Source organism: Streptomyces capitiformicae, from assembly GCF_002214185.1.
GTDB classification, from domain to species: domain Bacteria; phylum Actinomycetota; class Actinomycetes; order Streptomycetales; family Streptomycetaceae; genus Streptomyces; species Streptomyces capitiformicae.
This window is the reverse complement of the sequence record NZ_CP022161.1, coordinates 6470259-6491544: the sequence shown is the minus strand read 5'-3', so window position 1 is coordinate 6491544 and position 21286 is coordinate 6470259. Positions and strand designations below refer to the sequence as shown.

Genomic DNA, 21286 nt, shown 5'->3' with positions numbered 1-21286 from the left:
CAGGGGCATGACTGCTCACACGAGCAGGAGCGTCTTGCCGATCGTCGTCCTGGCCTCCATGGCGGCGTGGGCGTCGGCCGCACGCTCCAGCGGGAACGTTCGTCCGATCACCGGCCGCAGCCGACCGGCAGCGGCCTCCTCGAGTACGGTGACCGCCGACTCGCGCAGGTTCAGACCCCTCTCCATCACCTGCTGCAGGCCGAGCACGGTGACACCCCGAGCCGCGAGCGCCGCGGCGTCCGTGTACACGCCGCCGGCCGCGCCGGTCGGCACGAATCGCCCGCCGGCCTCGACCAGAGAGGCCGCCCCCGTGCCGATCTCGCCGCCCACGCCGTCGAACACCACGTCGACGGCCGCGCCGCCGGTGAGTGCGCGCACCCGCTCAAATCCAGTCGGGCTGCGTGTAGTTCGGCAGGCGCCCGTCCGTGAGGCAGGTGTTGACGGTGCGGGTGACGCAGGCGGGGCCGCCGGGGAAGCCGTAGATGGCGTGGCCGCTGCGAGACGACGGTCGAGTCCGACGCCGCGGACGTACACGAGGCGCGATCCGTGGAGGGCACGGTGCATGGCACGGCCGCCGGGCAGCGGCGTCTGGGGGTCCCGCTGGTTGTGTAGTACCGGTCGAGACGGAAGGGGTGGTCCGCGGCCGCGGGCCGGGTGGTGGACGCGGTTGCTCCCAGGGGCTCGGGCAGGGCGAGGGCGGCGAGCAGGCCGGCGGCGGCCGACCTCGTGCCCGGCAACCGCCGGACGTACGGCCACATGCCGGAGGGGGTTACCGGAGAGCTGAAGGTACTCCCGCCTTCCACACCCCAGTCTGGGGCATCCATGAACTGGGCACGCTCCAGACCGAGTTCCTGCACAGTCAGAGCTTCGCCACGCAACTCTGAGCGACGAGGAGACCCGGCGTCTGGCCGATCAGCCGCGGAAGTCACCCGCTGAATCCGGTGGGGCACAGGTTTTTTTGGTTTCCCCGGCCCGGGCGGGCGACGCTCTCAGGATTTCCGCGCCGGAAACACCGCCCGCACCTCCCACCCCACGCCGCCCCGCGGGCCGGTGTCCAGTTCGCCGCCCAGCGCGGTCACCCGCTCCTTCAGGCCGACGAAGCCGAAGCCGCCGCCGTGGGCGGCCGCCGGGAGCTGGGTGCCGCCGCGGCCGTCGTCCGTCGACCGTCGCCGTCACGAGCGAGGACGACTACGACAGCCTGCTCGGCGGTGTCAACGGCGTGATCGCCCATGTCCCCGGCGGGCAGGAACGCATCGACACCGCCGTCACCGCCCTGACGCCGCTCGGGCCGGGCAGGTACGCCTTCACGCAGGACTGAGTGTCCGCGCCGGACGACACCGTCACCGCCCGCATCGCCACGGTCAGTACCGCCACCCTGGTGCTGAGCTTCCTCGTCGCGGCCGCCTCCGCAGGCCTCACGGCCGCCGCGAACGTCCTCGACCGGCGCCGCGTCCACGGCCTGCTGCGGCTGTCCGGCACCCCGCTGGAGGTGCTGGACCGGGCCCGGATCCGCGAGACCGTCATCCCGTTGACCGTCCTGGCCGGCGGTACCACCGGGATGGGCGCTCTTCGGCGCGATGCAGCTCAACAAGGCGGCCGGCACCACGATCAACATCTCCGGTGCCGTGCAACTGGTGATCTGCGTGGCCGTCGGCGCGCCGGCCATGCTCACCGCGATCGCGGGCAGCAGGCCGCTGCTGCGGAAGGTGACGCAGGGCCGGGCACAGACAGCGGACTGACGCCGTGCCCACGGTGGAACCGCCTCCAGTACCGCCGCGGTCGGGCCTACTTGGTGAGGTGCTGCTCCAGGTCGGCGAGCACTTCGTCCGCCGCGGTCACGCCGAGGCCGAGGTACCAGGTCTCGTCCGGAACGTCGTAGGCGTGGCCGGCCTTGACGGCGTCGAGGTTCTTCCACAGCGGGTTGCCCTGGGCCTTGGACTTGTCGGTGGCCTTGGGGTCGCCGTAGACGCCGGTGAAGATGTAGTCGGCGTCTGCCTGGTCGATGTTCTCGGCGCTGATCTCGGCCGCGAGGTCCTCGATGTCCTGGTTCTCGGGCCGGGGGATGCCGGAGTCCTTGAGAATCGTGCCGATGAACGAGGCGTTGGCGTAGAGGCGGATGACGCCGTCGGGCATGAAGCGGACCATCGAGACGGTCGGTTTGTCGTCGCCGAGCTTCTCACCCAGCGCGTCGGCCTTCTCCTCGTACGCCGCGAGCTTCTCCTTCGCCTGTGCGGTCTTGTCGAGGGCGGCCGCGTTGAGGAGGTAGTTCTCCTTCCAGGTGAAGCCGGGGCGGACGGAGAAGACGGTCGGCGCGATCTGGGACAGCTCGTCGTACTTGTCGGCGGCGCGCAACTGGCTGCCGAGGATCAGGTCGGGCTTGAGCGCGGCGATCGCCTCCAGGTTGAGGTTGTTGATCGTGCCGACGTTCTTCGGGTTGCCCGAGTCCTTCTTCAAGTACGACGGCAGCTCGGGGGAGCCCTCGGTGGGGGCGAGGCCCACCGGCTCGATGCCCAGCGAAACAACGTTGTCGAGCTCACCGACGTCGAGGACGACGACCCGCTTGGGCTGGGTCTTGATCTCGGTCTTGCCCATGGCGTGGGTGACGGTGCGGGGCCATTCGCCGGGCTCGGCGTCGGTGCCCATCGCGGCGGTCTTCTTCGCGGCGTCCGCGAAGTCCTTCCCGCCCTTGGCGACGTCCTTCTTGTTGCCGGCCCCGGCGGAAGGACTCGCCTCGCCATCGTCGGAGGATCCGCCGCACGCCGTCAGGGACAGCGCGGTGGCGAGTGCGAGGGCGGCTGCGGCGGTGCCGCGGCGGGGGAGGAGAGGCATGGGGGGCTCCAGTCGTACGAGTCAGCGGCCACCAGCCCGGTGGCGCTAAGGTGAGCCTTACCTTACGAGAACCCTGTGGGCGGGGCACAACCGGGTTGAGTGCTTCCCCGCACGGCGGCACGTACTCATGTCCCGTACGGTCACGCGGTTCCTCCGATACGGCCGCTACGGGTGCGGACGATCAGCCACAGCAGATACGGGGCGCCGACGAAGGCGGTGAACACGCCGACCGGCAGCTCCAGGGGCGAGAGCAGCTTGCGGGCCAGCAGGTCCGCGACGACCACGATCAGGGCGCCCGTCAGCGCGGCGCACACCAGGGGAGGGTGCGGGGTGCGGGTGAGCCGGCGGGCGATCTGCGGGGCGAGCAGGGCCACGAAGTCGACGGGGCCCGCGGCACCGGTCGCGGCGGAGGCGAGGACGACGCCGAGCACGCTCAGTCCGAGCCGCACCCGGCCGAGCCTGATGCCGAGGGCGGTGGCCGTGTCGTCGTCGAACGCCGCGTTCCGCTGTGCCCGCGCCGCCCACAGCAGGAACGGCACCAGCAGGAGGAGGACGGTCGCGAGGGGCGCCGCCTGGTCGTAGCCGCGGCCGTTGAGCGACCCGGTGAGCCAGGTCTTGGCCTGCTGGGCGACGAGGTAGTCGCCCTTGGTCACCAGCAGCCGGGTCAGGGAGCCGAGCGCCACCGAGATGCCGATGCCCACCAGCACGAACCGCGAGGCGGCGAGACCGCCCCGCCACGCGAGCACATAGACCAGCAGAGCGGCCAGCATCCCGCCCGCGACGGAGACGTACGGCAGGACGGCGTACGAGGTGAGGCCGAAGGTCATCGCGGCGACCGTCGCCGCGCCCGCGCCGTGCGTCACCCCGATGACGTCGGGGCTGGCGAGCGGGTTGCGGGCCATGGTCTGGATCAGCGCCCCGGAGACACCGAAGGCGGCACCCACCAGCAGCCCGGTCACCAGGCGCGGCAACCGCAAGGTGCCGACGACCAGTTGGTCGGGGCTGGGCAGCCCGAGCAGTACGCGCACGACCTCGCCGGGGGAGACGAACGACTCGCCGACGCTCAGGGACGCCACCACGGCGGCCGTCAGCAGTACGGCGAGGACGCAACCCACGACGACCGACCTGCGGTGCACCAGGAAACTGTTGCCCCGCCCGGTTCGCAGAACGGCGTGCCCGGCGGGCCGAAGGCTCGGTGCCGTCCTACCGCCGTCCGTTATGCCGCTGTCCGTCATGCCGCCGCCACTGTCTTCCTCCGCACCAGCACGATCAGGAACGGCACACCGGCCAGCGCGGTCATGACCGCCACGGGCACCTCCGAGGGCCGTACGACGACACGGCCGAGGACGTCCGCGAGGAGCAGCATCACCGGGCCGAGCAGCGCGGCCATGGGCAGCAGCAGACGGTGGCCCGGCCCGACGAGCGCGCGGGCGATGTGCGGTACGGCGAGACCGGTGAACGCGATGGGGCCGGCCGCGGCGACCGCGGCACCCGTGAGAACGGTCGCGCCCAGGGCGCCCGTCGCCCGCAGCAGGGCGACGTTGCGGCCGAGCCCCCGGGCGATGTCGTCGCCGAGCGCGAGCGCGTCCAGTCCGCGGGCCATGGCCAACACGAGCAGCAGACCGGCCAGCAGGAAGGGCCAGACCTGTCCGGCGATCGACGCGTCCCGCCCGCTGATCGAACCGACGTCCCAGAACCGGAACTCGTCCAGGGCATGCGCGTCGGTGGTGAGGATCGCCGAGATGACGGAGGCCAGGAACGCGTTCATCGCCGCCCCCGCCAGGGCCAGCCCGACCGGTGAGGCGCCGCCGCGCCCGCTGCTCGCGACGGCGTAGATACAGACCGCCGCGATCCCCGCGCCCGCGAACGCGTACCAGACGTATCCCGCCGGCGAGTGCACCCCGAGAAAGGCGATGGCGCACACCACGCCCAGCGACGCCCCCTGGCTGATGCCCAGGATGCCGGGCTCGGCGATCGGGTTCCGCGTGATGCCCTGCAACACCGTCCCGGCGAGGGCGAGCGCGGCGCCCACCAGCACACCGATGACCGTCCGTGGCACGCGCAGCGACCGTACGACAGAAGCGTCGTCGCTGGTACCGCCGTGCACCAGGGCGTCCCACACCGTCGAGGGAGGCATCGCCCGACTTCCGACCGCCAGACTCAGCAGCACCGCCAGCAACAACAGGAGAAAGGCGGCGCCCAACCAACCGGCGCGGCGTCTCGCGACTCCCGACATTCACCCTTCCCCAGATCAATCAGCCAAGCTTGCCCAAGAGTATGTTGTGGGTTTCTTATGCCTCTGACGGGCTGCCGGGTGTGGGGCGTCCGGTGGCAAGTCCGGGGGAACTCAACCTCGTTCAGCCGAGGACGAGCGGGAGTTTCGCGGCCAGTTCGCCCAGTTCGGCCCTCTCGGTGACGGTCGGGACGCGGCGTCCGGTGCCGATCAGCAGCGCGTCCCGGTCGGAGAACGACACGGGGAACTCGGCCCGGGCGATCCTCTCCAGCAATGCGCGTGACCGGGCAAGCCCCGCCGCCGGCGGTCCCGCCGCGTTCGGGAGGTACGCGACCAGGTCGAGGTGGTGCAGCGTCCATTCCAGGACGTACGCGGAGAGGTAGTCGCCCACGGTGAGGACCTCGTCGCGGGTGCTGACCCGGAGGGTCGGGTCGGCGAGTTCGGCGGCGCGTCCGGCCGCGGAGCCGACGTCGTCGAGGTGGAACCTGAGCAGCCACGGCTCCTCATACGCGGCGGCCAGCCGTACGGTCAGCGCGTCGAGCGGGTCGTCACCGGTGGGCGGCGTCGCGGAGACCTCCCAGTAGGTCACCGCGTCACGGGTAGGTTCCTCGTCGGCCGGGGTCACGAGGGTGATCAGGACGTCCTGCGCGTCGATGACCAGGTGGCACACCAGGTCCCGTACGAGCCAGCCCGCGCAGCCGGACGGTTGGGCCAAGTCCTCGTCGGACAGTTCGGCGGCGGTCGTGAGCAACGCTGTCCAGGAACGTGAGAAGAGATTCACCTCGGCAAGGTAGGTCGAAAGGCCGGTCCCTTCAAACCGGTTGGGGTGCGCGGATGGTGTCGTGCCGGGCACGGGTCGGCTGCGGCATGGTCTTGCCACGCCGATGAGCCGGGGCACAGGGCAGCATGACGACGTATGAGCAGAGATCGCTACGTCGACTTCCTGCGCGCATGGGCCATCGTGCTGGTGGTGATCGGCCACTGGCTGATCACCGCTCTGGTCCGCGGGCCCGGCGGGGAGATCACAGCCCTCGAGCTGTTGGCGGTCATTCCGTGGACCCAGTGGCTGACCCTGGGCTTCCAGGTCATGCCGCTGTTCTTCCTGGCCGGGGGGCATGCGGCGGGCGGATCCTGGGTGCGAGCCCGGGCGGCGGGTGGTACGGCGGCCGGGTGGGTGGCGCGGCGGGCGCTGCGGCTGCTGCTCCCGGCGGGGGTGTAGCGCCCTCGTGCTGCTCGCCGTCGGGCTCTGTGCGGCGGTCGGCGTGGATCCGGACACCCTCGCGCTGGTGGGGTGGGCGATGGCGATGCAGTTCTGGTTCCTCCCGGTGTATCTGATCCTCAGCGCGCTGACCCCGGCACTGCACGCGGCGCATCGGCGCTGAGGGCCGGCCGTTCCCCTGGTCATGGGTGTGGTCGCCCTGGCGGCGAGCGTGTCGGTGGTGGCGGCGCACACGCCGTACGTCGGGCTGCTCAACTACGTGCTCGTGTGGGGCGTGGCCTACCAGTTGGGCTTCTGCCGGCGCGACGGTCGGCTGACCGGACACCGGGCGGTCGCGCCCGCGATGGCGGCGGGGGGAGGGTCTCCGCCGCCAGGGTGCGTATACGCACATCCAGCGGATCGCCGAGGTCGAGGCGGACGGCATCGCCCCGGCGGATGTCCTCCAGCGCGTTCGCCACCTCCTCGTAGGAGTCGATGTCGGTCTCCGTCGCCAGCCGCGCCGACTGCGCCGCGACCGCGCCGCGCAGTTGCTCCGGACGGGTCCGCGCCATAACCCCGGCCCGGTCGAAACCGCGTACCTCGGGCTCGGGCCGGCGTTCGTGCTCGGGGAAGTCGTTCAGGACCGACAGCAGCAGGGCGCTGCTCAGCGCCTCGGCCACGTCCTGCTCCGGGCGGTAGACGAGCCGAAGTCCTCTGCCAGGCCCGCCAGAAGACGGGCGTACGCCGCGGTCGAGCCGGGCCAGAGATCCACCCCTTGACGCCTGGCCAAGTGCCCACCGGGCGACTGCACGTTGCCCTCGCGCGGCGACATCACGTGTTGGGCCGCTTCCGGACGCACGACGCCGTCCTCGGTGACGGAGAGGCACACCTCCGGGCCACGCCTGGTCAGCGCCACCGCCCGGCTGCCCGCGGACACCCGTCGTAGCACCTCGGGCCGGGTGAACTGCGCGGCCCCGATCTGCTCGTCCTCCTGGGTGGCGTACGACCAGTCGCCGACCGTGCCCACCCGGACCATCGGCCGGTGCCCCGCCCAGGTCGAGGCGGCCACGTCCTGCGCCCACCGCCGGCCGCGCGGCCGGACCGTGTCGGGGATCGCGCCCAGACGGCGCAGCAGTTCGGCCGGGGTGACGCCCTCCACGAAGACCACATCGGGCTGATCCGGCAGCGGTTCCGGACGGGGGCGGGTGACGCGGGCGAAGGCGAGAACGCGGCTTCCGCCGTCCTGCGCCGATGCGGCGGGCCCGGTGAGTCCGGTGGGAGCGACCGGCGACTCGGCGGCGACGGCAGGCGTCGGCACCGGTTCGGTGGTGGCGGCGGTTCGGTGGTGGCGGCGGCCAGCGCCAGTGGGGAGACCGGGTCCGGGATGACGGGAGGACCATGAGGTGAAGGCGGGCACGTCCTCGTCGAAATACCGGCCCACGCGGCCGAGGTTGGGTCCGCGGCGGCAGGACACGAACAGACCGTCGGAGGACTGCCAACCGATGCCCAAGGTGATCAGCAGCCGCTCCCGGTGCCAGAACACATCCAGTTCATCGTCCGGATTCTCCTGCTCCTCGCCGTCCTCCTCGTCCTCGTCGTCTGCGTGCTCCTCGTCCTCCGCGTCGGCCAGCCCCTCGCCGACATCGCGCGGGAACTGCGTGCTGTTGACGATGTCGGCGACCTTGGACAGCGGCCCGTAGTGGAGCGTGCGCTCGGCCGCGGCTATGTCCGCCTCGGACGCAGGTGGGACGCAGTCGAGCATGGGTGAGGGGAGCATGGCGGGCCAGCCAGGTGCCGATGCGGGCCCAGGACTCTTCGACGGCGGGTAACGCGGTCACGGCACGGACCTTACGGCCCACCACTGAAAAGCCACTCTGAGCTACGGGTCTGCGGTTGAAGGCGGGAGCGGGCCCCGCCATCCTGATCGATATGGCGGCCGGTGACGAGCTACTTCCCAAGCCGACTGGTCCCGGCGGGACCGGCAACGGGCCCGCCGTCTCCCGTCGGGAGTTCGACGCGCTCTTCGCGTCGGTGCGCACCTGGGGCCGTTGGACCCCGGCCGACCGCGGTGCCTGGAACCGGGTGACCGCGGACCACGTGCGTCGCGCCATGGCCGAGGTGCGGACCGGGACGGTCGTGCCGATGGCGCTGCCCTGGAACACCCGGCCCGCGCCCGACAACAAGAGGCCCGCCCTGCACCACATGACCGACCTCGGGGACGTGGAGAGCCCGGAACCCTCCACCCACAAGGACTTCATCGCCGCCGACTACCACGGCAAGGGAGTCACCCATCTCGACGCACTGTGCCACATCGCCTACCGGGGACAGCTCTACGACGGCCGGGCCGCACGCGAGGTCGTCGACGCCGCGGGCGCCCGCTTCGGCGCGGTGTCGGCGCTGGGCCCCCTCGTGACGACGGGTGTACTCCTCGACCTCCCCGCCGCCCTCGGCACCCGCTGGCTGGAACCCGGCCAGGCCGTGCACGCGGACGACGTCATCGCCGCCGAGGAGGCGCTCGACGTGACGATCGGCGAGGGCGAGGCGGTGCTGCTGCGCACCGGCGGCGTCCGCCGCCGCGTGGAACTCGGTGCCTGGGACCCCGACACGGCGAGCGCGGGCTTCCACGTCGACGCCGTACCGCTGCTGGCCGAGAGGGGTGTCGTACTGCTCGGGAGCGACGGTGACAGTGACGTACGGCCCTCGCCCGTGGATGGTGTGCACTCGCCCGTCCACGCCCTGGCCGTCGCCGCGATGGGAGTTCCGCTGCTGGACAACCTCGACCTGGAGGCCCTCTCCGCCGCGACCGCCGAGGCGGGGAGGCACAGATTCCTGTTCGTCGTGGCGCCGCTGAACGTACCTGGAGGGACCGGTTCGCCCGTCAGCCCGATCGCGGTCCTGTGAGCGGTCCTGTGACTAGTGCCCCCAATGCCCGTATCCTCGGCAATATCGGCTTTGTCCAAAAGTGGATGATCGTAGCCGGAGTGAGGTGAAGCGTGGTTCGGTCCGGCAGAGAACCGATGCCGACGGGGTGTGCCACAGGCGGCACCGGCCCCGCCCTTGTCCGTGAGCGGTTTCTGCAGGGCGAGCCGGTCGAGGTGATCGAGGGGGGTGTGCGGACGTCGATCCTGGACTCGTGGCAGCGCTGCCGGACCCTCGGGCTCTCACCCGACCGGGCCGACCTCCCCTTCCACGACGGCTTCGATCCGGACGGCCCGCTCGTCCACGCGGCTGTACCGGTGCTCGACCGGCTGCAGTCCAGGTACTCCGGAAGCGAGATCAACATCTCCGTCGCCGACGCGAACGGAACCGTCCTCCTGCGCCGATTCGGCGAGCCGACCCTGGCCGGCGGCCTCCCGGCGATCCAACGGGTCCCGGGCTTCGTGTTCGCGGAGCAGTACGGCGGTACCAACGGCATCGGCCTGGCCCTGGCGGAGCGGCAGCTCATCCGGGTCTACGGCGCCGAGCACTTCGCGGAACGCGCCCAGGGAAGCGCCTGCGTCGCGCTGCCCGTCCACGATCCGCTCAGCGGGCGCATCGAGGGCGTGCTGTGCTTCGGTTATCCGCGCAGCGCCGAGAACCCGGAGTTCGCCGTCGTGATCCGTAAAGCGGCCGAGGCGATGGAGCGGCGCCTGCTGGGGCAGAGTTCCGCGCGTGGGCGCGCTCTGCTGCGGGCGTACCTCGCCGCCGGCGCCGAAGCCGCCGCCGGGCCGCACCACAGCATCGCGGTGGGCGAACTGGCCTCCGAGCTGCGCCCCGGCGACCAGGCCCTCCTCCTGGAGAAGGCCGCCGAGCTGATCTCCCGCGCACAGCGGGCCGCCGTCGACGTACCCCTGTCCGACGGGCGCCGGGTCCGGCTCGTCAGCCGCCCGATGACGAGCGCCTCCGGAGTGGAGGGCATCGCCGTCGAGGCCGTCCTCCCCGGCCTGTCACCGGGAGGGGCGCTCACGGTGGGAACCCAGCCGGGACAGGACCGGGCGTGGCAGGCCCTGGCAGGAAGGGCCGTGGTGGGGCAGACCTTGGCGGGAGGCGCTCAGGCAGGGGAGACCCTGGCCGTTCCGCGCCGACTGGACGAACTCCTGGGTACCCCCGCCGAGCCTGCCGTCGCCACAGCCGCCTCCCGCCCCGCGGTCTCCGCCATACCCCCGCGCGAGTCCTCTGCTGCCCCCCGCCCCGTCACCCCGCCGCCCGGCCCCCTACCAGCGCCGTCGCCCAGAGGCCTCGTCCTCGTGGGCGAGCCGCACGTGGGGGCGTACGCCCTGGCCGCGCGCCGTCGCCTGGAGTTGCTGTCCGAGGCGAGCGCCCGCATAGGCACCACCCTGGACGTGCGCCGCACCGCCGAGGAGCTCGCCGAGACGGCTGTGCCGCGACTGGCCGACTTCGTCACCGTCGACCTGCCCGAGGCCGTACTCCGGGGCGAGGAGGCCACCGATCCTGTCGGTGATCTGCGGCGTACCGTGGTCCACGGCATCCGCGACGACCTCCCGTTCACCCCGCCCGGCAAGCGGATCGACTTCGGCCCGACCGCGCCCCAGCTGCGCTGTCTGACCAGCGGACAGGCGGTGCTGGAACCGGATCTGAAGGCCGCCGCGGGCTGGCTCGCCCAAGACCCCGAGCACACCGAACGGCTGCTGTCCCACGTCCACTCCCTCATCGCGGTGCCCCTTGTCGCACGCGGGGTCGTCCTCGGCATCGCCAGCTTCTACCGCGCCCAGGACCCCGCCCCCTTCGGTGACGACGACCGTTCGCTCGCCCAGGAACTCGCCGCCCGCGCCGCCCTGTCCATCGACAACGCCCGGCGCTACACCCACGAACGCACCATGGTCCTGGCCCTCCAGCGCAGACTGCTCCCGCACGGGCTGCCCGACCAGGACGCCGTGGAGGTCGCCCACCGCTATCTGCCCGCCGAGTCCGATGTCGGCGGAGACTGGTACGACGTCATCCCGCTCTCCGGCGCCCGCATCGGCCTCCTGGTCGGCGACGTCGTCGGTCACGGCATGCTGTCCGCCGCCACCATGGGCCGACTGCGCACCGCCGCACGCAGCTACGCCGAACTCGACTTCCCCCCGGACGAGGTCCTCACCCACCTCGACAACCTCGTGGCGCGCCTGGACCGCGAGGACCCCGGCGGCGAGGGCGCCGGCATCATCGGCGCGACATGCCTGTACGTGATCTACGACCCGACCTCGCAGCGGGCCGTCATGGCCCGCGCAGGCCACCCGCCGCCCGCGGTGGTCCGCCCCGACGGCACCGTGTCGTACCCCGACCTGCCGGTCGGCCCTCCGCTCGGCCTCGGCGGGCTGCCCTTCGACGCCGTCGAGATCGACATCCCCCAGACCAGTCAGCTGGTCCTCTACACCGACGGACTCATCGAGGACCGGCACCGCGACGTCGACGTCGTCCTCGACCAGCTGCGCGACGCCCTGGCCCACCACCCGGAGCGCACGCCCGAGCAGACCTGCCAGGCCATCCTGGACACCGTGGCGCCCGCTCACCCGTACGACGACGTCGCCCTGCTCGTCGCCCGCACCCACGCCCTCGACCCCGACCGGATCGCCACCTGGGAACTGCCCGCCGACCCGGCCCGCGTGGCCGAAGTCCGTGCCTCGGCAGGCCGGCGACTGGCCGCCTGGGGACTCGACGAGGCGGCGTTCGCCGCGGAACTGATCCTGAGCGAGCTGGTCACCAACGCCATCCGCCACGGCGCGGGGCCCATCAGGGTGCGGCTGCTGTACGACCGCACCCTGATCTGCGAGGTCTCCGACACCAGCAACACCGCACCTCACCTGCGCCGGGCGGCGGCCACCGACGAGGGCGGGCGGGGACTGTTCCTCGTCGCGCAGCTGTCGCAGAGCTGGGGTGCGCGCTACCTTCCCGAGGGCAAGGTCATCTGGGCCGAATGCGAGCTGGACACCACGGACACCACGGACGCCGCATAAGCGGTCTGTGTAGGGCGTATGGCCGTATGAGTGTATGGCCGTATGAGTGTATGGCCGCATGGGTGTATGGCCGCATGGGTGTATGGGTGTATGGGTGTATGGGTGTATGGGTGTATGGGTGTATGGGTGTATATCCGAAATGTTGTGATTCGGTCGACTAGCATCCACCGTGAACGTCGGGAAGAACTCACCCGGCCGACCCCCGGAGATGTCCGTGCACGACGCTCCCGACCCGTCCGCGAAGGCGGCGCAGCCCTTCGACGCGGAACCTCTGGTCCGCATCCGCGGGCTCACCAAGCGGTTCGGAGGGACCGTCGCACTGGCCGGGGTGGACCTCGACGTCCACGTCGGCAGCGTTCTCGCCCTCCTCGGACCCAACGGCGCCGGAAAGTCCACGCTCATCAAGGTGCTCGCCGGCGTCCACCACGCCGACGCGGGACAGATCACGGTGGACGGGCACCCCCTCGGCAGCCATGCCGCCTCGCACAGCATGTCGTTCATCCACCAGGACCTCGGTCTCGTGGAGTGGATGACGGTCGCCGAGAACATCGCCCTGGGCACCGGATACGGGCGCCGCAGCGGACTGATCTCCTGGCGGCTGACCCGCGAGCGCTGCGCCGACGCCCTGCGCGTCGTCGCCGGACACCTCGACCCCGGCACACCCGTCGCCCGGCTCGACCCGGCCGAGCGTTCGCTGGTCGCGATCGCCAGGGCCCTGGCCGCACGCCCGAAGCTCATCGTCCTCGACGAGCCGACCGCCCGCCTCCCGGCCGCGGACTGCGCCCGACTCTTCCGTGTCCTGCACACCCTGCGCGACCGGGGACACGCCATCCTCTACGTCAGCCATCGCCTGGACGAGGTGTACGAGGTCGCCGACACCTTCGCCGTACTGCGGGACGGCCACCTCGTCAGCCACGGCTCCCTGGCAGGTCACAGCCCCGTCCGCCTGGTTCACGACATCGTCGGCGAGGAACTGGCCGAAGAGCATCCCGCGCCGACACCTGCCGACACATCGGCAGTCCTCACCCTCGACGGCGTACGGACGCCCGGCACGGGACCGGTCAGCCTGGAACTGAGGGCCGGGGAAGCCCTGGGCCTCGTCGGCCTCTCGGGCGCCGGGCACATGGACCTGGGCCGGGCCCTGGCCGGCGCCCGGCCCCTGCTCGACGGGAGGGCCCTGCTCGCGGGACGCCCGTACCGCCCGCACACCGTCGCCGACGCCGTCCGGCTCGGTGTCGGCTTCGTACCCGGCGACCGACAGCGGGAAGGCTGCCTCGCCGAGCTGACCGTACGCGAGAACTTCCTGGCCGATCCCCGCGCCGGAGACCGGCCGGCGCTGCGCTGGATCAGGCCCCGCCGCGAACGCGCCGAGGCCACCACCCTGATCGAACGGTTCTCGGTGCGTCCCCGCGACAGCGAGGCCGCCATCGCCACCCTGTCCGGCGGAAACCAGCAGAAGGTCATGATCGGCCGATGGTTCCGGGCGGGCCTGCGGCTGCTGATCCTCGAGGAGCCGACCGCGAGCGTGGACGTCGGCGCCAAGGCCGCGATCCACCGCCTGCTCGACGAGGCCCTGGCCGCGGGCCTCGCCGTCCTCCTCATCTCGACGGACTTCGAGGAGGTCGCGCGGGTGTGCCGCCGCACACTGGTGTTCGTCCGCGGGGCGGTGACCACAGAGCTGAGCGGTGCGGACCTCACGGTCGCCGGGCTCACCAGGGCGGCCTCGGCCGTGCCCCCGCAGGGAACCGGGACGAACCCATGAGCCGCCCGGACGGGCCGGGCCGTCCCGGCGGCCACCTGATCGGCTCCTACGGCCTGCTCGCCCTCACCGCCCTGCTGTATCTGGTCTTCTCCCTCGCCCTGCCGGACACCTTCCCCACGCTGAACACCGTCGACTCGATCCTGTCCAACCAGTCGATCCCGGCCGTCCTCGCGCTCGCCGCCATGGTCCCCATCGTGACCGGCGCGTTCGACCTCTCCATCGGCTACGCCCTCGGCCTGGCCCACGTCATGGTGATGCAACTCGTCGTCAACAACGGGTGGCCCTGGCCGCTCGCCTGCCTCGCGGTGATCGCCGGCGGCGCGGTCGTGGGCGTCCTCAACGGAGTCATCGTCGAGTTCGGCCGCATCGACTCCTTCATCGCCACCCTCGGCACCGGCAGCATGCTGTACGCGGTGACCGGCTGGATCACCGACGGCGGCCGGATCGTCCCCGGCGCCCAGGGCCTCCCGCCCGCGTTCACCGACCTGTACGACTCCACGTTCCTCGGCCTCCCGGTCCCCGCCTTCTACGTACTTGCCCTCGCGGCCGTCCTCTGGGTCGTGCTGGAGCGCCTGCCGCTCGGCCGCTATCTGTACGTCGTCGGCTCGAACCCGCGAGCGGCCGACCTCCTGGGCATCCCGATCCGCAAGTACACCGTGTACGCGTTCGCCGCGTCGGGGCTGATCGTCGGCCTCGCAGGGGTGCTGCTCGCGGCCCAGCAGCAGATCGGCAACCCGAGCGTCGGCCTCGACTATCTGCTGCCCGCCTTCGTCGGGGCCCTTCTCGGCTCCACCGCGATCAAACCCGGCCGCCCCAACGCCCTCGGCACCGTCGTGGCCGTCGCCGTCCTCGCCGTCGGCCTCACCGGCCTCGGCCAGCTGGGCGCCGACTTCTGGACGGTCCCGCTGTTCCACGGCGGCACCCTGCTCATCGCCGTGGGCCTGGCCGGATACGCCGCCCGCCGCCGACAGCGCGGCGGCGCGGCGGGCACCACTCCATGACTCCATGAGAGGAGTTCTCTTGCAAGGCAACCGCACAGCCGTCCCCGGCGCCTTCAAGGTCAGGCTCTGTGCCCTGCTGGTGACGGCGACCGCCCTCGCCGGCTGCGAACGCGGCTCGTCGGACGACCCCGAGTCATCCCCCACGGGCGCGAGTGGCTGCCCGGCCGTCCACGCCGAGGCCCGGGCCGCCGTCATCCGGGCCGAGGACACCGACGTCCCCTGGGACGGGCCGACCAGCGGCCCCGCGGCGGTCTCCCGCAGGACCATCGTCTACGTCGCCCAGACCATGACCAACCCCGGAGTCGCGGGCGCCGCGAAAGGCGTGCGGGAAGCCGCGCGCGTCATCGGTTGGAACGTCCGGGTCATCGACGGCGGAGGCACACCCGCCGGCATCCAGGCGGCGATGAGCGAGGCCGTGGCCCTCCGGCCCGCCGGCATCGTCATCGGCGGCTTCGACCCCAACGCGACATCACGACAGGTGGCGAGGGCCAACGCGGCGGACATCCCGCTCATCGGCTGGCACGCGGTCGCCGCGCCCGGCCCCAGTGAGCAGCCGCGGCTCTTCACCAACGTCACCACCCGCGTCGAGGACGTGGCCGCGATCAGCGCGCAGTGGATCATCTCGGATTCGGGCGGCCGCGGCGGCGTCGTGGTCATCACCGACGCCTCGATCCCCTTCGCCAAGCACAAGTCCGACCTGATCCGCAAGGAACTCGCCACCTGCCGGGATGTTCGACTGCTCTCGTACGAGAACATCCCGATCCCGGACGCGAGCACCCGCACCCCGCGCGAGATCTCCTCGCTGCTCTCCCGGTTCCAGGACAGATGGACCCACTCGGTCGCCATCAACGACCTGTACTTCGCCGACGCCGCCCCCGCCTTCCGCGCCGCCGGCACTCCGGGCTCCGGTCCGCCCTTCAACATCGGCGCGGGTGACGGCGACCCGTCCGCGTTCCAGCGCATCAACAGCAGGCAGTACCAGGCCGCCACCGTGCCCGAGCCGCTGTCCCAGCAGGGCTGGCAGATCGTCGACGAGTTCAACCGGGCCTTCTCCGGCAGCCCCGCCAGCGGGTACGCGGCCCCCGTGCACATCACCACGGCGGACAACAGCGACGGCGCCACGACCTGGGATCCGGCGGGCTACCGGGAGGCGTACCGCGAGATCTGGGGCAGGTGACAAGCCGGCGTCGTCGCTACCGGATACCTGGTCCCTACCGGACACCAGCAGCTCCATACCGGACGTCAGAAGGAGAAACAGATGCTCACCACCGAGTTCCGTACCGGATCGCCCAACTGGATCGATCTCGGCAGTCCCGACCCGGCCCTGGTCGCCACCTTCTACGGCGACATCTTCGGCTGGGCCTTCGTCTCCGCCGGGCCCGACGCCGGCGGGTACGCGTTCTTCCAGAAGGACGGCAAGAACGTCGCCGCCCTCGGGCCGCTGACCGAGGAGGGCGCCCACTCGGCCTGGACGACGTACTTCAAGACCGACGACATCCAGGAGACCGCCCGCCAGGTCGTCGAGGGCGGTGGTGCCGTACGCGCCGAGCCCATGGACGTCATGGGGGAGGGGTGGATGGCCCAGTTCACCGACCCCCAGGGCACGCCGTTCGCCGTATGGCAGCCCGGGAAGACCAAGGGCCTGGAGAAGACGTCCGAGGACAACACTCTTCTGTGGGTCGAACTGCACGTCCAGGACCCGGTCAGTGCTCTCGCCTTCTACAAGGGTCTGTTCGGCTGGCGGTCCGAGGAGATGCCGGCACCCGGGATGACCTACCGGGTGCTCAGCGTCGAGGAAGGCGACCAGCAGGACGCTTCCTTCGGTGGCGTGGCGCCCCTCCAGGCGGGGCAGCACAAGGCCCGCTGGATGCCGTACTTCGCCGTCGCCGATGCCGATGACATCGCCCGGGCGGTGGAGGAGGGCGGCGGATCCGTGCTCATTCCTGCCGCCGACGTGCCCGAGGTCGGCCGGATCGCCTGGCTGGCCGACCCCTGCGGCGCGGAGTTCGCCGTACTGAAGCCGAACCCGCGCCAGGCCTAGAAAGGTCCGGTCACCGAGTCACTGGGTCGCCGAGCTGCCGGCCCGCGGAGTCCGTCGACACCGCGGGCGCCGCTTCGAGGACGGCCGCTTCGGAAACGGCCGGTTTGCGCGGCTTGCGGAGCAGGAGCAGCGCCGCGTCGTCTTCCAGTCGGCCGCCCACATGCGCCAGCAGTTCGGTGTGGAGCGCGGTGAGTGTCCGCGCCGGCTCGTCGGAGAGGTGCCGCCCCAGCCGCTCGGCGAGCGGATAGAACTCACGGCTGTGGTCGCGGGCCTCCGTGACCCCGTCGGTGTAGAGCAGCAGCTGATCACCGTCGGCGAAGGGCAGCACCTGGAGGCTGGGGCGCTCGTCGGTGAGGGCGCGCAGCCCGAGGGGCGGGGCCGGACGGGCGGGTTCCACCGGCACGACCCCCGATCCGCGCACGAGCAGTGGGGGAGCGTGTCCGCAGTTGACCACTTCCAGGGACCCCGACCGGGGGTAGCCGGCGACCACCGCGGTGACGAAGTCGTCGCTGCCGAGGTTGCGCGCCAGACTTCGCTCGATCCTGGCGACGACGGCGAGGAGATCGGGCTCCTCGTAGGCCGCTTCGCGGAAGACCCCGAGCACCAGGGCGGCGGTCCCCACGGCAGGCAGCCCCTTGCCGCGCACATCGCCGACGATCAGTCGGACCCCGTACGGGGTGGGCACCAGCGCGTAGAGATCCCCGCCGATACGGGCCTCCGCGGCCGCCGCGCTGTAGCGGACGGCCACCTGGAACGGGCCGACGGTCGCCGGTACGGGTTGCAGCAGCGCGTGTTGGGCGGCCTCCGCGACCGAGCGCACGGCCGCGAGTACACGCTCGCGACGCCCGCGCAGCGAGCCGGCCAGGGTACTTGCCAGGGTGACGGCCACCAGGGCGGCCAGGACGGAGGCGAGATCGTGACCCGGCGCTCCGTCCCGTACACCGAGCGTCGCGGCCAGCGCCCCGGCGAGGAGACCGACGCAGAGGACTCCGCGCGGCCCGCTCGTGGTGGCGGCCAGTGCGGGACCGGCGGCGAGCAGCGGCAGCCAGGTCAGCCCGGCTCCGCCGACGAGGTCGACGACCACGATGACGGAGACGATCAGCACGGGCAGTACGGGCGTATGGGAGGCCAGCTGTGCGGCACCGCGTTTCCGGGCCGACGTCGTACTCATCTTCCGTCCGAGTCCTCACCTGTGCGTGCGCGGGCGTGCTCCTGAAATGTCTGTTTCATCCAGGAAATAGGTTCGACGCGAGGGCCACAAGGATCTGATTTTCAGATAGTGAGCGAGAGACCCCTGGTCACCCGGCTCGCGGTCGGGATGAGCCGTCCCCGGATCTCCTCCAGCCGGGAGAGCCGGTCCTTCGGCAACGACACGCCGAGCGAGCCGAGGGTGCCCCCGCTGTACACGGGCACCGCGACGCAGACGGTGCCGAGGGAGTACTCCTCCAGATCCGTGACGGCAGGGGCCGCGGGCGAGGAGTCGAGGCGGCGGAGGAGTTCCGGCGGGTCGGTGATCGTCCGGGGCGTGAGATCGGTGAGGGGGTGCCGGGAGAGGTAGTCCTTGCGGGAGTCCTCGTCCAGCTCCCGCAGCACCGACTTGCCCAGTGCGGTGGCGTGCCCGGCGTCCTCGAACCCCACCCAGAGGTCCACGCGGGGCGCCCGGGGGCTGTCCACGATCTCGGCGACCCGGATCTCGCCGTCCTCGTAGAAGGTCAGGTACGCGGCGGTCGTGAGCTCGTCCCGCAGCGCGGCCAGTGTCGGACGGACCCGGCTGAGCAGCGCCTGCTCGCGGCCGGTGGTGTGGAGCGCCCGCAGCCTGTCGCCCAGGATGAATCCGCCGTCGTCCAGTTTGCGCAGGTAGCCGTCGTGGACCAGGGTCCGCAGCAGGTGGTACGCGGTGGCCAGCGGCAGCCCTGTCTCACGTGCCAGCTGTTTCGCCGGCGCGCCGTTCTCGTGCGCGCTCACCGCCTCCAGCAGACGGAAGGCCCGCTGCACGGACGTGATGAGCGTAGGGCCGTCGTGAGCAGCCATATGACCAGCGTGCGCCGGGTGCGGAGCGCAGGCAAGACGCGTCCGGCTCGGCACGGCGTCGGGCGAGAGGACTGCCAGCCGCTACTTCCATCCGTACGCGTAGGCGGCGACCCAGGTGATGTCGAGCTGAGCGCTGCTGCCCGGAGCCGCGCCGGGCCCTTGCAGGGCGCTCTCGTTCTGCAGGATCCAGGACAGGGGGCGGTCCGGCACGTTCCGGGTGTCATGTCCCGTCTGCCGTCCGTCCACGAAGAACCGCACATGGCCGGGCGTCCACTCGGTCGACACGGTGTGCCACTCCGTCCAGTGGTCGCTCCCCGGGAAGTAACCCTGTTCGCCTCCGCCGCACGGATGGTGGAAAGCGGTGAGATCGCCGGTCCACTCGCCCTCGGGATGGTCCATCTCGCAACCCCCGCCGTAGTGCAGCCAGGCGGACTTGTATCCCGGAGCGAGCCTGGTCACCTTGATGCGGGCGCTGTACTTGCCGTACTTCATCTGCATGACGGCACGAGGTACCACCGCCGCCGCGTGGACGGGACCTCCGTCGGCGGGCCGCCACATGCGGATGTACATCCTGCCGTCGCCGTTCGTCGCAGGACCCACGCTCACCGTGTCCTCCGGGTGGTAGACGCCCACGACGTCCCGGTCGCGGTCGTCGGCCGTATCCCGCCAACCGGTCGGATAGGCCCACCAGTTGTCGCGGTACTCGCCGCTCAGGCCCCCGCAGTACGCGGCGGAGGTGTCGACGTGATGATCGCAGTCGCTGAAGGAGCCCAGCGGAACCCGGTCACCGTCGAAGTCCTCCGCGAGGACCTGCCAGAACGGCCCGCAGTCGCCCCGGGGCAGCTGGGTGCCCGTCGTGTGGCAGGCGTCGGCCGACCCGAGGGCTCCATCGGCACGGGGGACACCGAGCAGCACGGCCAGGAGCATGAGGCCCAGGGGTACCAACAGGGCGGCGCGTCGACGACGGGGCGGTGCTGCGTGCAAGCCCATCGGAAGGCCCTTCCGGTCCGCGGCGGAATGTGCCTGTGCGAGGGAGCATCCTCGTCGCATGACCGGTGCGACGCCATCCCAGGAGCAGAACGCCTACCGGACCGTCCTGCTCCGCTACCACTGGGGGCGGGGAGACGTCTGCGTGGCGAGACCGCTCACGTCCGCTGCGCAGCCGTGGACGTTTGTTCGGATCGGATCGAGTCGTCCCGCCGCCCTCGCACGCGCCGTACGAGGTCGTCGGCGGCCTCCGGCCACTCGGGGTGGTCGAAGGTGAAACCCGCTTCGAGCAGGCGGCCGGGGACGACGCGTCGGCTCTTCAGGAGCAGTTCGGTGTCCGTGCGCAGGACGAAGGCGCCGATCTCGGCCATCCACTTCGTCGCGGGCAGCCCCACCGGGACGCCCCGGGCGGCACGCAGTGCGCGCATGAGAGCGCGTTGCGGCAGGGGAGAGGGGGCAGCGAGGTTCACCGGGCCGGTGGCATCGTCCCGGTCGATGAGGAACTCGACCGCCCGGACGAAGTCGCGGTCATGGATCCAGGACACGTACTGCGCGCCGCCCGCGACCGGGCCGCCGAGCCCGAGCCGCGCCATCCACAGCAGGACGTCGAACACGCCGCCCCGGTCGGGGCTCATCACCATGGCCGAACGCAGGGCCACCTTGCGGGTGTGCGAGGTGTCGGCCTGCTCCTGTTCCCGCTCCCAGGACTTGGCGATGTCGACGCTGAACGACCAGTAGCCCGGCACATCGGGTTCGGTTCCGCCGATCACACCGGTGTCCTCGTCATGGGGCGCGTCGAAACGGTGGGCGTAGATCGTGGCGGTGCTCATCTGCAGCCAGACGCGGGGAGGCCGGGCCGCGGCGGCGATGGCCTCGCCGACGACCCGGGTGGAGTGGACACGCGAGTCCATCATCGCCTGGAGATTGGCAGGGGTGTAGCGGCAGCTCACGCTGCGGCCGGCCAGGTTGATCACGACATCGCTGCCGTCGATCGCCTCGGCCCACGGCCCCATGGTCTCCCCGTCCCAAGGGACTTCACCCCGGCCGGCCGGTCGCCGGGTCAACACCGTCACCTCATGCCCGGCCGCCGTCAGTGCGCGGTTCAGAATCGCGCCCACCTGCCCGGTTCCCCCGGGGATCACGATCTTCATCCGGCTGCTCCCATTCGTGTGTGGGACGACCCTAGCCCAAACTTGAACGCGTTCAAAATGATGACTGGCGGCGGCCCGGGCCGCGACCGGCGTCCGCCAGGCCTGAGCCCGACGGAC

Annotated in this window: 20 protein-coding genes and 1 pseudogene; 9 read left to right on the top strand and 12 right to left on the bottom strand. The window is 71.6% G+C overall.

From position 1 onward, the window contains the following. Window positions 1-15 precede the first annotated feature (15 nt). Together CES90_RS51665 and CES90_RS49995 are read right to left on the bottom strand one after the other, a co-directional pair. Window positions 16-756, bottom strand: a complete 741-nt coding sequence (locus CES90_RS51665) for a zinc-binding dehydrogenase (protein ID WP_189783512.1) — start codon at window positions 754-756, stop codon at window positions 16-18. Between the two features lie 432 nt (window positions 757-1188). Continuing rightward, window positions 1189-1524 carry a hypothetical protein gene (locus CES90_RS49995; protein WP_229913875.1) on the bottom strand — a complete coding sequence of 112 codons (336 nt, stop codon included), beginning with the start codon at window positions 1522-1524 and terminating at the stop codon, window positions 1189-1191. A 53-nt stretch (window positions 1525-1577) separates the two neighbouring features. Between CES90_RS49995 and CES90_RS49990 the strand changes: the two genes are divergently transcribed. After that, window positions 1578-1739 carry a hypothetical protein gene (locus CES90_RS49990; RefSeq protein WP_229913876.1) on the top strand — a complete coding sequence of 54 codons (162 nt, stop codon included), beginning with the start codon at window positions 1578-1580 and terminating at the stop codon, window positions 1737-1739. 46 nt (window positions 1740-1785) lie between these two features. On the opposite strand, the gene CES90_RS28885 is transcribed toward CES90_RS49990, so the two are convergent. The 4 genes from CES90_RS28885 to CES90_RS28870 form a co-directional block, all read right to left on the bottom strand. Then, window positions 1786-2829: an ABC transporter substrate-binding protein gene (locus CES90_RS28885; RefSeq protein WP_189783513.1), complete on the bottom strand. Its 1044-nt coding sequence runs from the start codon at window positions 2827-2829 to the stop codon at window positions 1786-1788. 140 nt (window positions 2830-2969) lie between these two features. Next, window positions 2970-4064 carry a FecCD family ABC transporter permease gene (locus tag CES90_RS28880; protein ID WP_189783514.1) on the bottom strand — a complete coding sequence of 365 codons (1095 nt, stop codon included), beginning with the start codon at window positions 4062-4064 and terminating at the stop codon, window positions 2970-2972. Next, window positions 4061-5065, bottom strand: coding sequence for a FecCD family ABC transporter permease (locus CES90_RS28875; RefSeq protein WP_189783515.1), 1005 nt, complete (start codon window positions 5063-5065; stop codon window positions 4061-4063). The genes CES90_RS28880 and CES90_RS28875 overlap by 4 nt, the downstream gene beginning before the upstream one ends. Window positions 5066-5186: 121 nt before the next feature. Beyond that, on the bottom strand, window positions 5187-5843 hold the full coding sequence (locus CES90_RS28870; protein WP_189783516.1) for a maleylpyruvate isomerase N-terminal domain-containing protein: 657 nt from the start codon (window positions 5841-5843) through the stop codon (window positions 5187-5189). 135 nt (window positions 5844-5978) lie between these two features. Here CES90_RS28870 and CES90_RS49985 point away from each other — a divergent pair, with 135 nt between their 5' ends. Together CES90_RS49985 and CES90_RS49980 are read left to right on the top strand one after the other, a co-directional pair. Next, window positions 5979-6281, top strand: coding sequence for an acyltransferase family protein (locus tag CES90_RS49985; protein WP_229913877.1), 303 nt, complete (start codon window positions 5979-5981; stop codon window positions 6279-6281). A 7-nt stretch (window positions 6282-6288) separates the two neighbouring features. Continuing rightward, the gene (locus CES90_RS49980) at window positions 6289-6444 is read left to right on the top strand and encodes a hypothetical protein (RefSeq protein WP_229913878.1); all 156 of its coding nucleotides are present in this window, start codon (window positions 6289-6291) and stop codon (window positions 6442-6444) included. 88 nt (window positions 6445-6532) lie between these two features. Here CES90_RS49980 and CES90_RS28860 read toward each other — a convergent pair whose 3' ends face one another. Together CES90_RS28860 and CES90_RS28855 are read right to left on the bottom strand one after the other, a co-directional pair. Next, window positions 6533-6940, bottom strand: a complete 408-nt coding sequence (locus CES90_RS28860) for a hypothetical protein (RefSeq protein WP_189783633.1) — start codon at window positions 6938-6940, stop codon at window positions 6533-6535. Then, entirely contained in the window at window positions 6925-8022 is a 1098-nt protein-coding gene (locus CES90_RS28855) for a DUF6461 domain-containing protein (RefSeq protein ID WP_189783517.1), read from the bottom strand. The genes CES90_RS28860 and CES90_RS28855 overlap by 16 nt, the downstream gene beginning before the upstream one ends. A gap of 167 nt (window positions 8023-8189) precedes the next feature. On the opposite strand from CES90_RS28855, the gene CES90_RS28850 reads away from it, so the two are divergent. From CES90_RS28850 to CES90_RS28825, 6 genes and pseudogenes are all read left to right on the top strand, one after another. After that, window positions 8190-9161: a cyclase family protein gene (locus CES90_RS28850; protein WP_189783518.1), complete on the top strand. Its 972-nt coding sequence runs from the start codon at window positions 8190-8192 to the stop codon at window positions 9159-9161. A 116-nt stretch (window positions 9162-9277) separates the two neighbouring features. After that, the gene (locus tag CES90_RS28845) at window positions 9278-12196 is read left to right on the top strand and encodes a SpoIIE family protein phosphatase (protein WP_373313357.1); all 2919 of its coding nucleotides are present in this window, start codon (window positions 9278-9280) and stop codon (window positions 12194-12196) included. Window positions 12197-12410: 214 nt separating this feature from the next. Next, window positions 12411-13958, top strand: coding sequence for a sugar ABC transporter ATP-binding protein (locus tag CES90_RS28840; RefSeq protein WP_189783520.1), 1548 nt, complete (start codon window positions 12411-12413; stop codon window positions 13956-13958). Continuing rightward, window positions 13882-14959: pseudogene (locus tag CES90_RS28835) on the top strand (ABC transporter permease). Before CES90_RS28840 ends, CES90_RS28835 begins: the two are co-directional and overlap by 77 nt. A gap of 19 nt (window positions 14960-14978) precedes the next feature. Then, the gene (locus tag CES90_RS28830) at window positions 14979-16136 is read left to right on the top strand and encodes a substrate-binding domain-containing protein (RefSeq protein WP_229913879.1); all 1158 of its coding nucleotides are present in this window, start codon (window positions 14979-14981) and stop codon (window positions 16134-16136) included. 81 nt (window positions 16137-16217) lie between these two features. Further along, window positions 16218-17000: a VOC family protein gene (locus tag CES90_RS28825; protein ID WP_189783523.1), complete on the top strand. Its 783-nt coding sequence runs from the start codon at window positions 16218-16220 to the stop codon at window positions 16998-17000. A 10-nt stretch (window positions 17001-17010) separates the two neighbouring features. Here CES90_RS28825 and CES90_RS28820 read toward each other — a convergent pair whose 3' ends face one another. The 4 genes from CES90_RS28820 to CES90_RS28805 form a co-directional block, all read right to left on the bottom strand. Beyond that, window positions 17011-18171: a PP2C family protein-serine/threonine phosphatase gene (locus CES90_RS28820; protein WP_189783524.1), complete on the bottom strand. Its 1161-nt coding sequence runs from the start codon at window positions 18169-18171 to the stop codon at window positions 17011-17013. A 101-nt stretch (window positions 18172-18272) separates the two neighbouring features. Next, the gene (locus tag CES90_RS28815; RefSeq protein ID WP_189783525.1) at window positions 18273-19031 is read right to left on the bottom strand and encodes an IclR family transcriptional regulator; all 759 of its coding nucleotides are present in this window, start codon (window positions 19029-19031) and stop codon (window positions 18273-18275) included. An 81-nt stretch (window positions 19032-19112) separates the two neighbouring features. Next, a complete protein-coding gene (locus CES90_RS28810) occupies window positions 19113-20021 on the bottom strand; it encodes a glycoside hydrolase family 16 protein (protein ID WP_189783526.1) in 909 nt (302 codons plus the stop codon). A 155-nt stretch (window positions 20022-20176) separates the two neighbouring features. Further along, complete coding sequence (locus CES90_RS28805) at window positions 20177-21169, bottom strand: TIGR01777 family oxidoreductase (protein WP_189783527.1); 993 nt, start codon at window positions 21167-21169, stop codon at window positions 20177-20179. Between the last annotated feature and the right edge of the window lie 117 nt (window positions 21170-21286).

What these genes read in the sequence shown, in the direction of transcription:
- CES90_RS49995 (WP_229913875.1), bottom strand. Translation starts at nt 1,524, where the DNA reads ATGACGGTCTCGCGGATCCGGGCCCGGTCCAGCACCTCCAGCGGGGTG.
- CES90_RS49990 (WP_229913876.1), top strand. Translation starts at nt 1,578, where the DNA reads ATGCAGCTCAACAAGGCGGCCGGCACCACGATCAACATCTCCGGTGCC.
- CES90_RS28885 (WP_189783513.1), bottom strand. Translation starts at nt 2,829, where the DNA reads ATGCCTCTCCTCCCCCGCCGCGGCACCGCCGCAGCCGCCCTCGCACTC.
- CES90_RS28880 (WP_189783514.1), bottom strand. Translation starts at nt 4,064, where the DNA reads ATGACGGACAGCGGCATAACGGACGGCGGTAGGACGGCACCGAGCCTT.
- CES90_RS28875 (WP_189783515.1), bottom strand. Translation starts at nt 5,065, where the DNA reads ATGTCGGGAGTCGCGAGACGCCGCGCCGGTTGGTTGGGCGCCGCCTTT.
- CES90_RS49985 (WP_229913877.1), top strand. Translation starts at nt 5,979, where the DNA reads ATGAGCAGAGATCGCTACGTCGACTTCCTGCGCGCATGGGCCATCGTG.
- CES90_RS28855 (WP_189783517.1), bottom strand. Translation starts at nt 8,022, where the DNA reads ATGCTCGACTGCGTCCCACCTGCGTCCGAGGCGGACATAGCCGCGGCC.
- CES90_RS28850 (WP_189783518.1), top strand. Translation starts at nt 8,190, where the DNA reads ATGGCGGCCGGTGACGAGCTACTTCCCAAGCCGACTGGTCCCGGCGGG.
- CES90_RS28845 (WP_373313357.1), top strand. Translation starts at nt 9,278, where the DNA reads ATGCCGACGGGGTGTGCCACAGGCGGCACCGGCCCCGCCCTTGTCCGT.
- CES90_RS28825 (WP_189783523.1), top strand. Translation starts at nt 16,218, where the DNA reads ATGCTCACCACCGAGTTCCGTACCGGATCGCCCAACTGGATCGATCTC.
- CES90_RS28820 (WP_189783524.1), bottom strand. Translation starts at nt 18,171, where the DNA reads ATGAGTACGACGTCGGCCCGGAAACGCGGTGCCGCACAGCTGGCCTCC.
- CES90_RS28815 (WP_189783525.1), bottom strand. Translation starts at nt 19,031, where the DNA reads ATGGCTGCTCACGACGGCCCTACGCTCATCACGTCCGTGCAGCGGGCC.
- CES90_RS28810 (WP_189783526.1), bottom strand. Translation starts at nt 20,021, where the DNA reads ATGGGCTTGCACGCAGCACCGCCCCGTCGTCGACGCGCCGCCCTGTTG.
- CES90_RS28805 (WP_189783527.1), bottom strand. Translation starts at nt 21,169, where the DNA reads ATGAAGATCGTGATCCCCGGGGGAACCGGGCAGGTGGGCGCGATTCTG.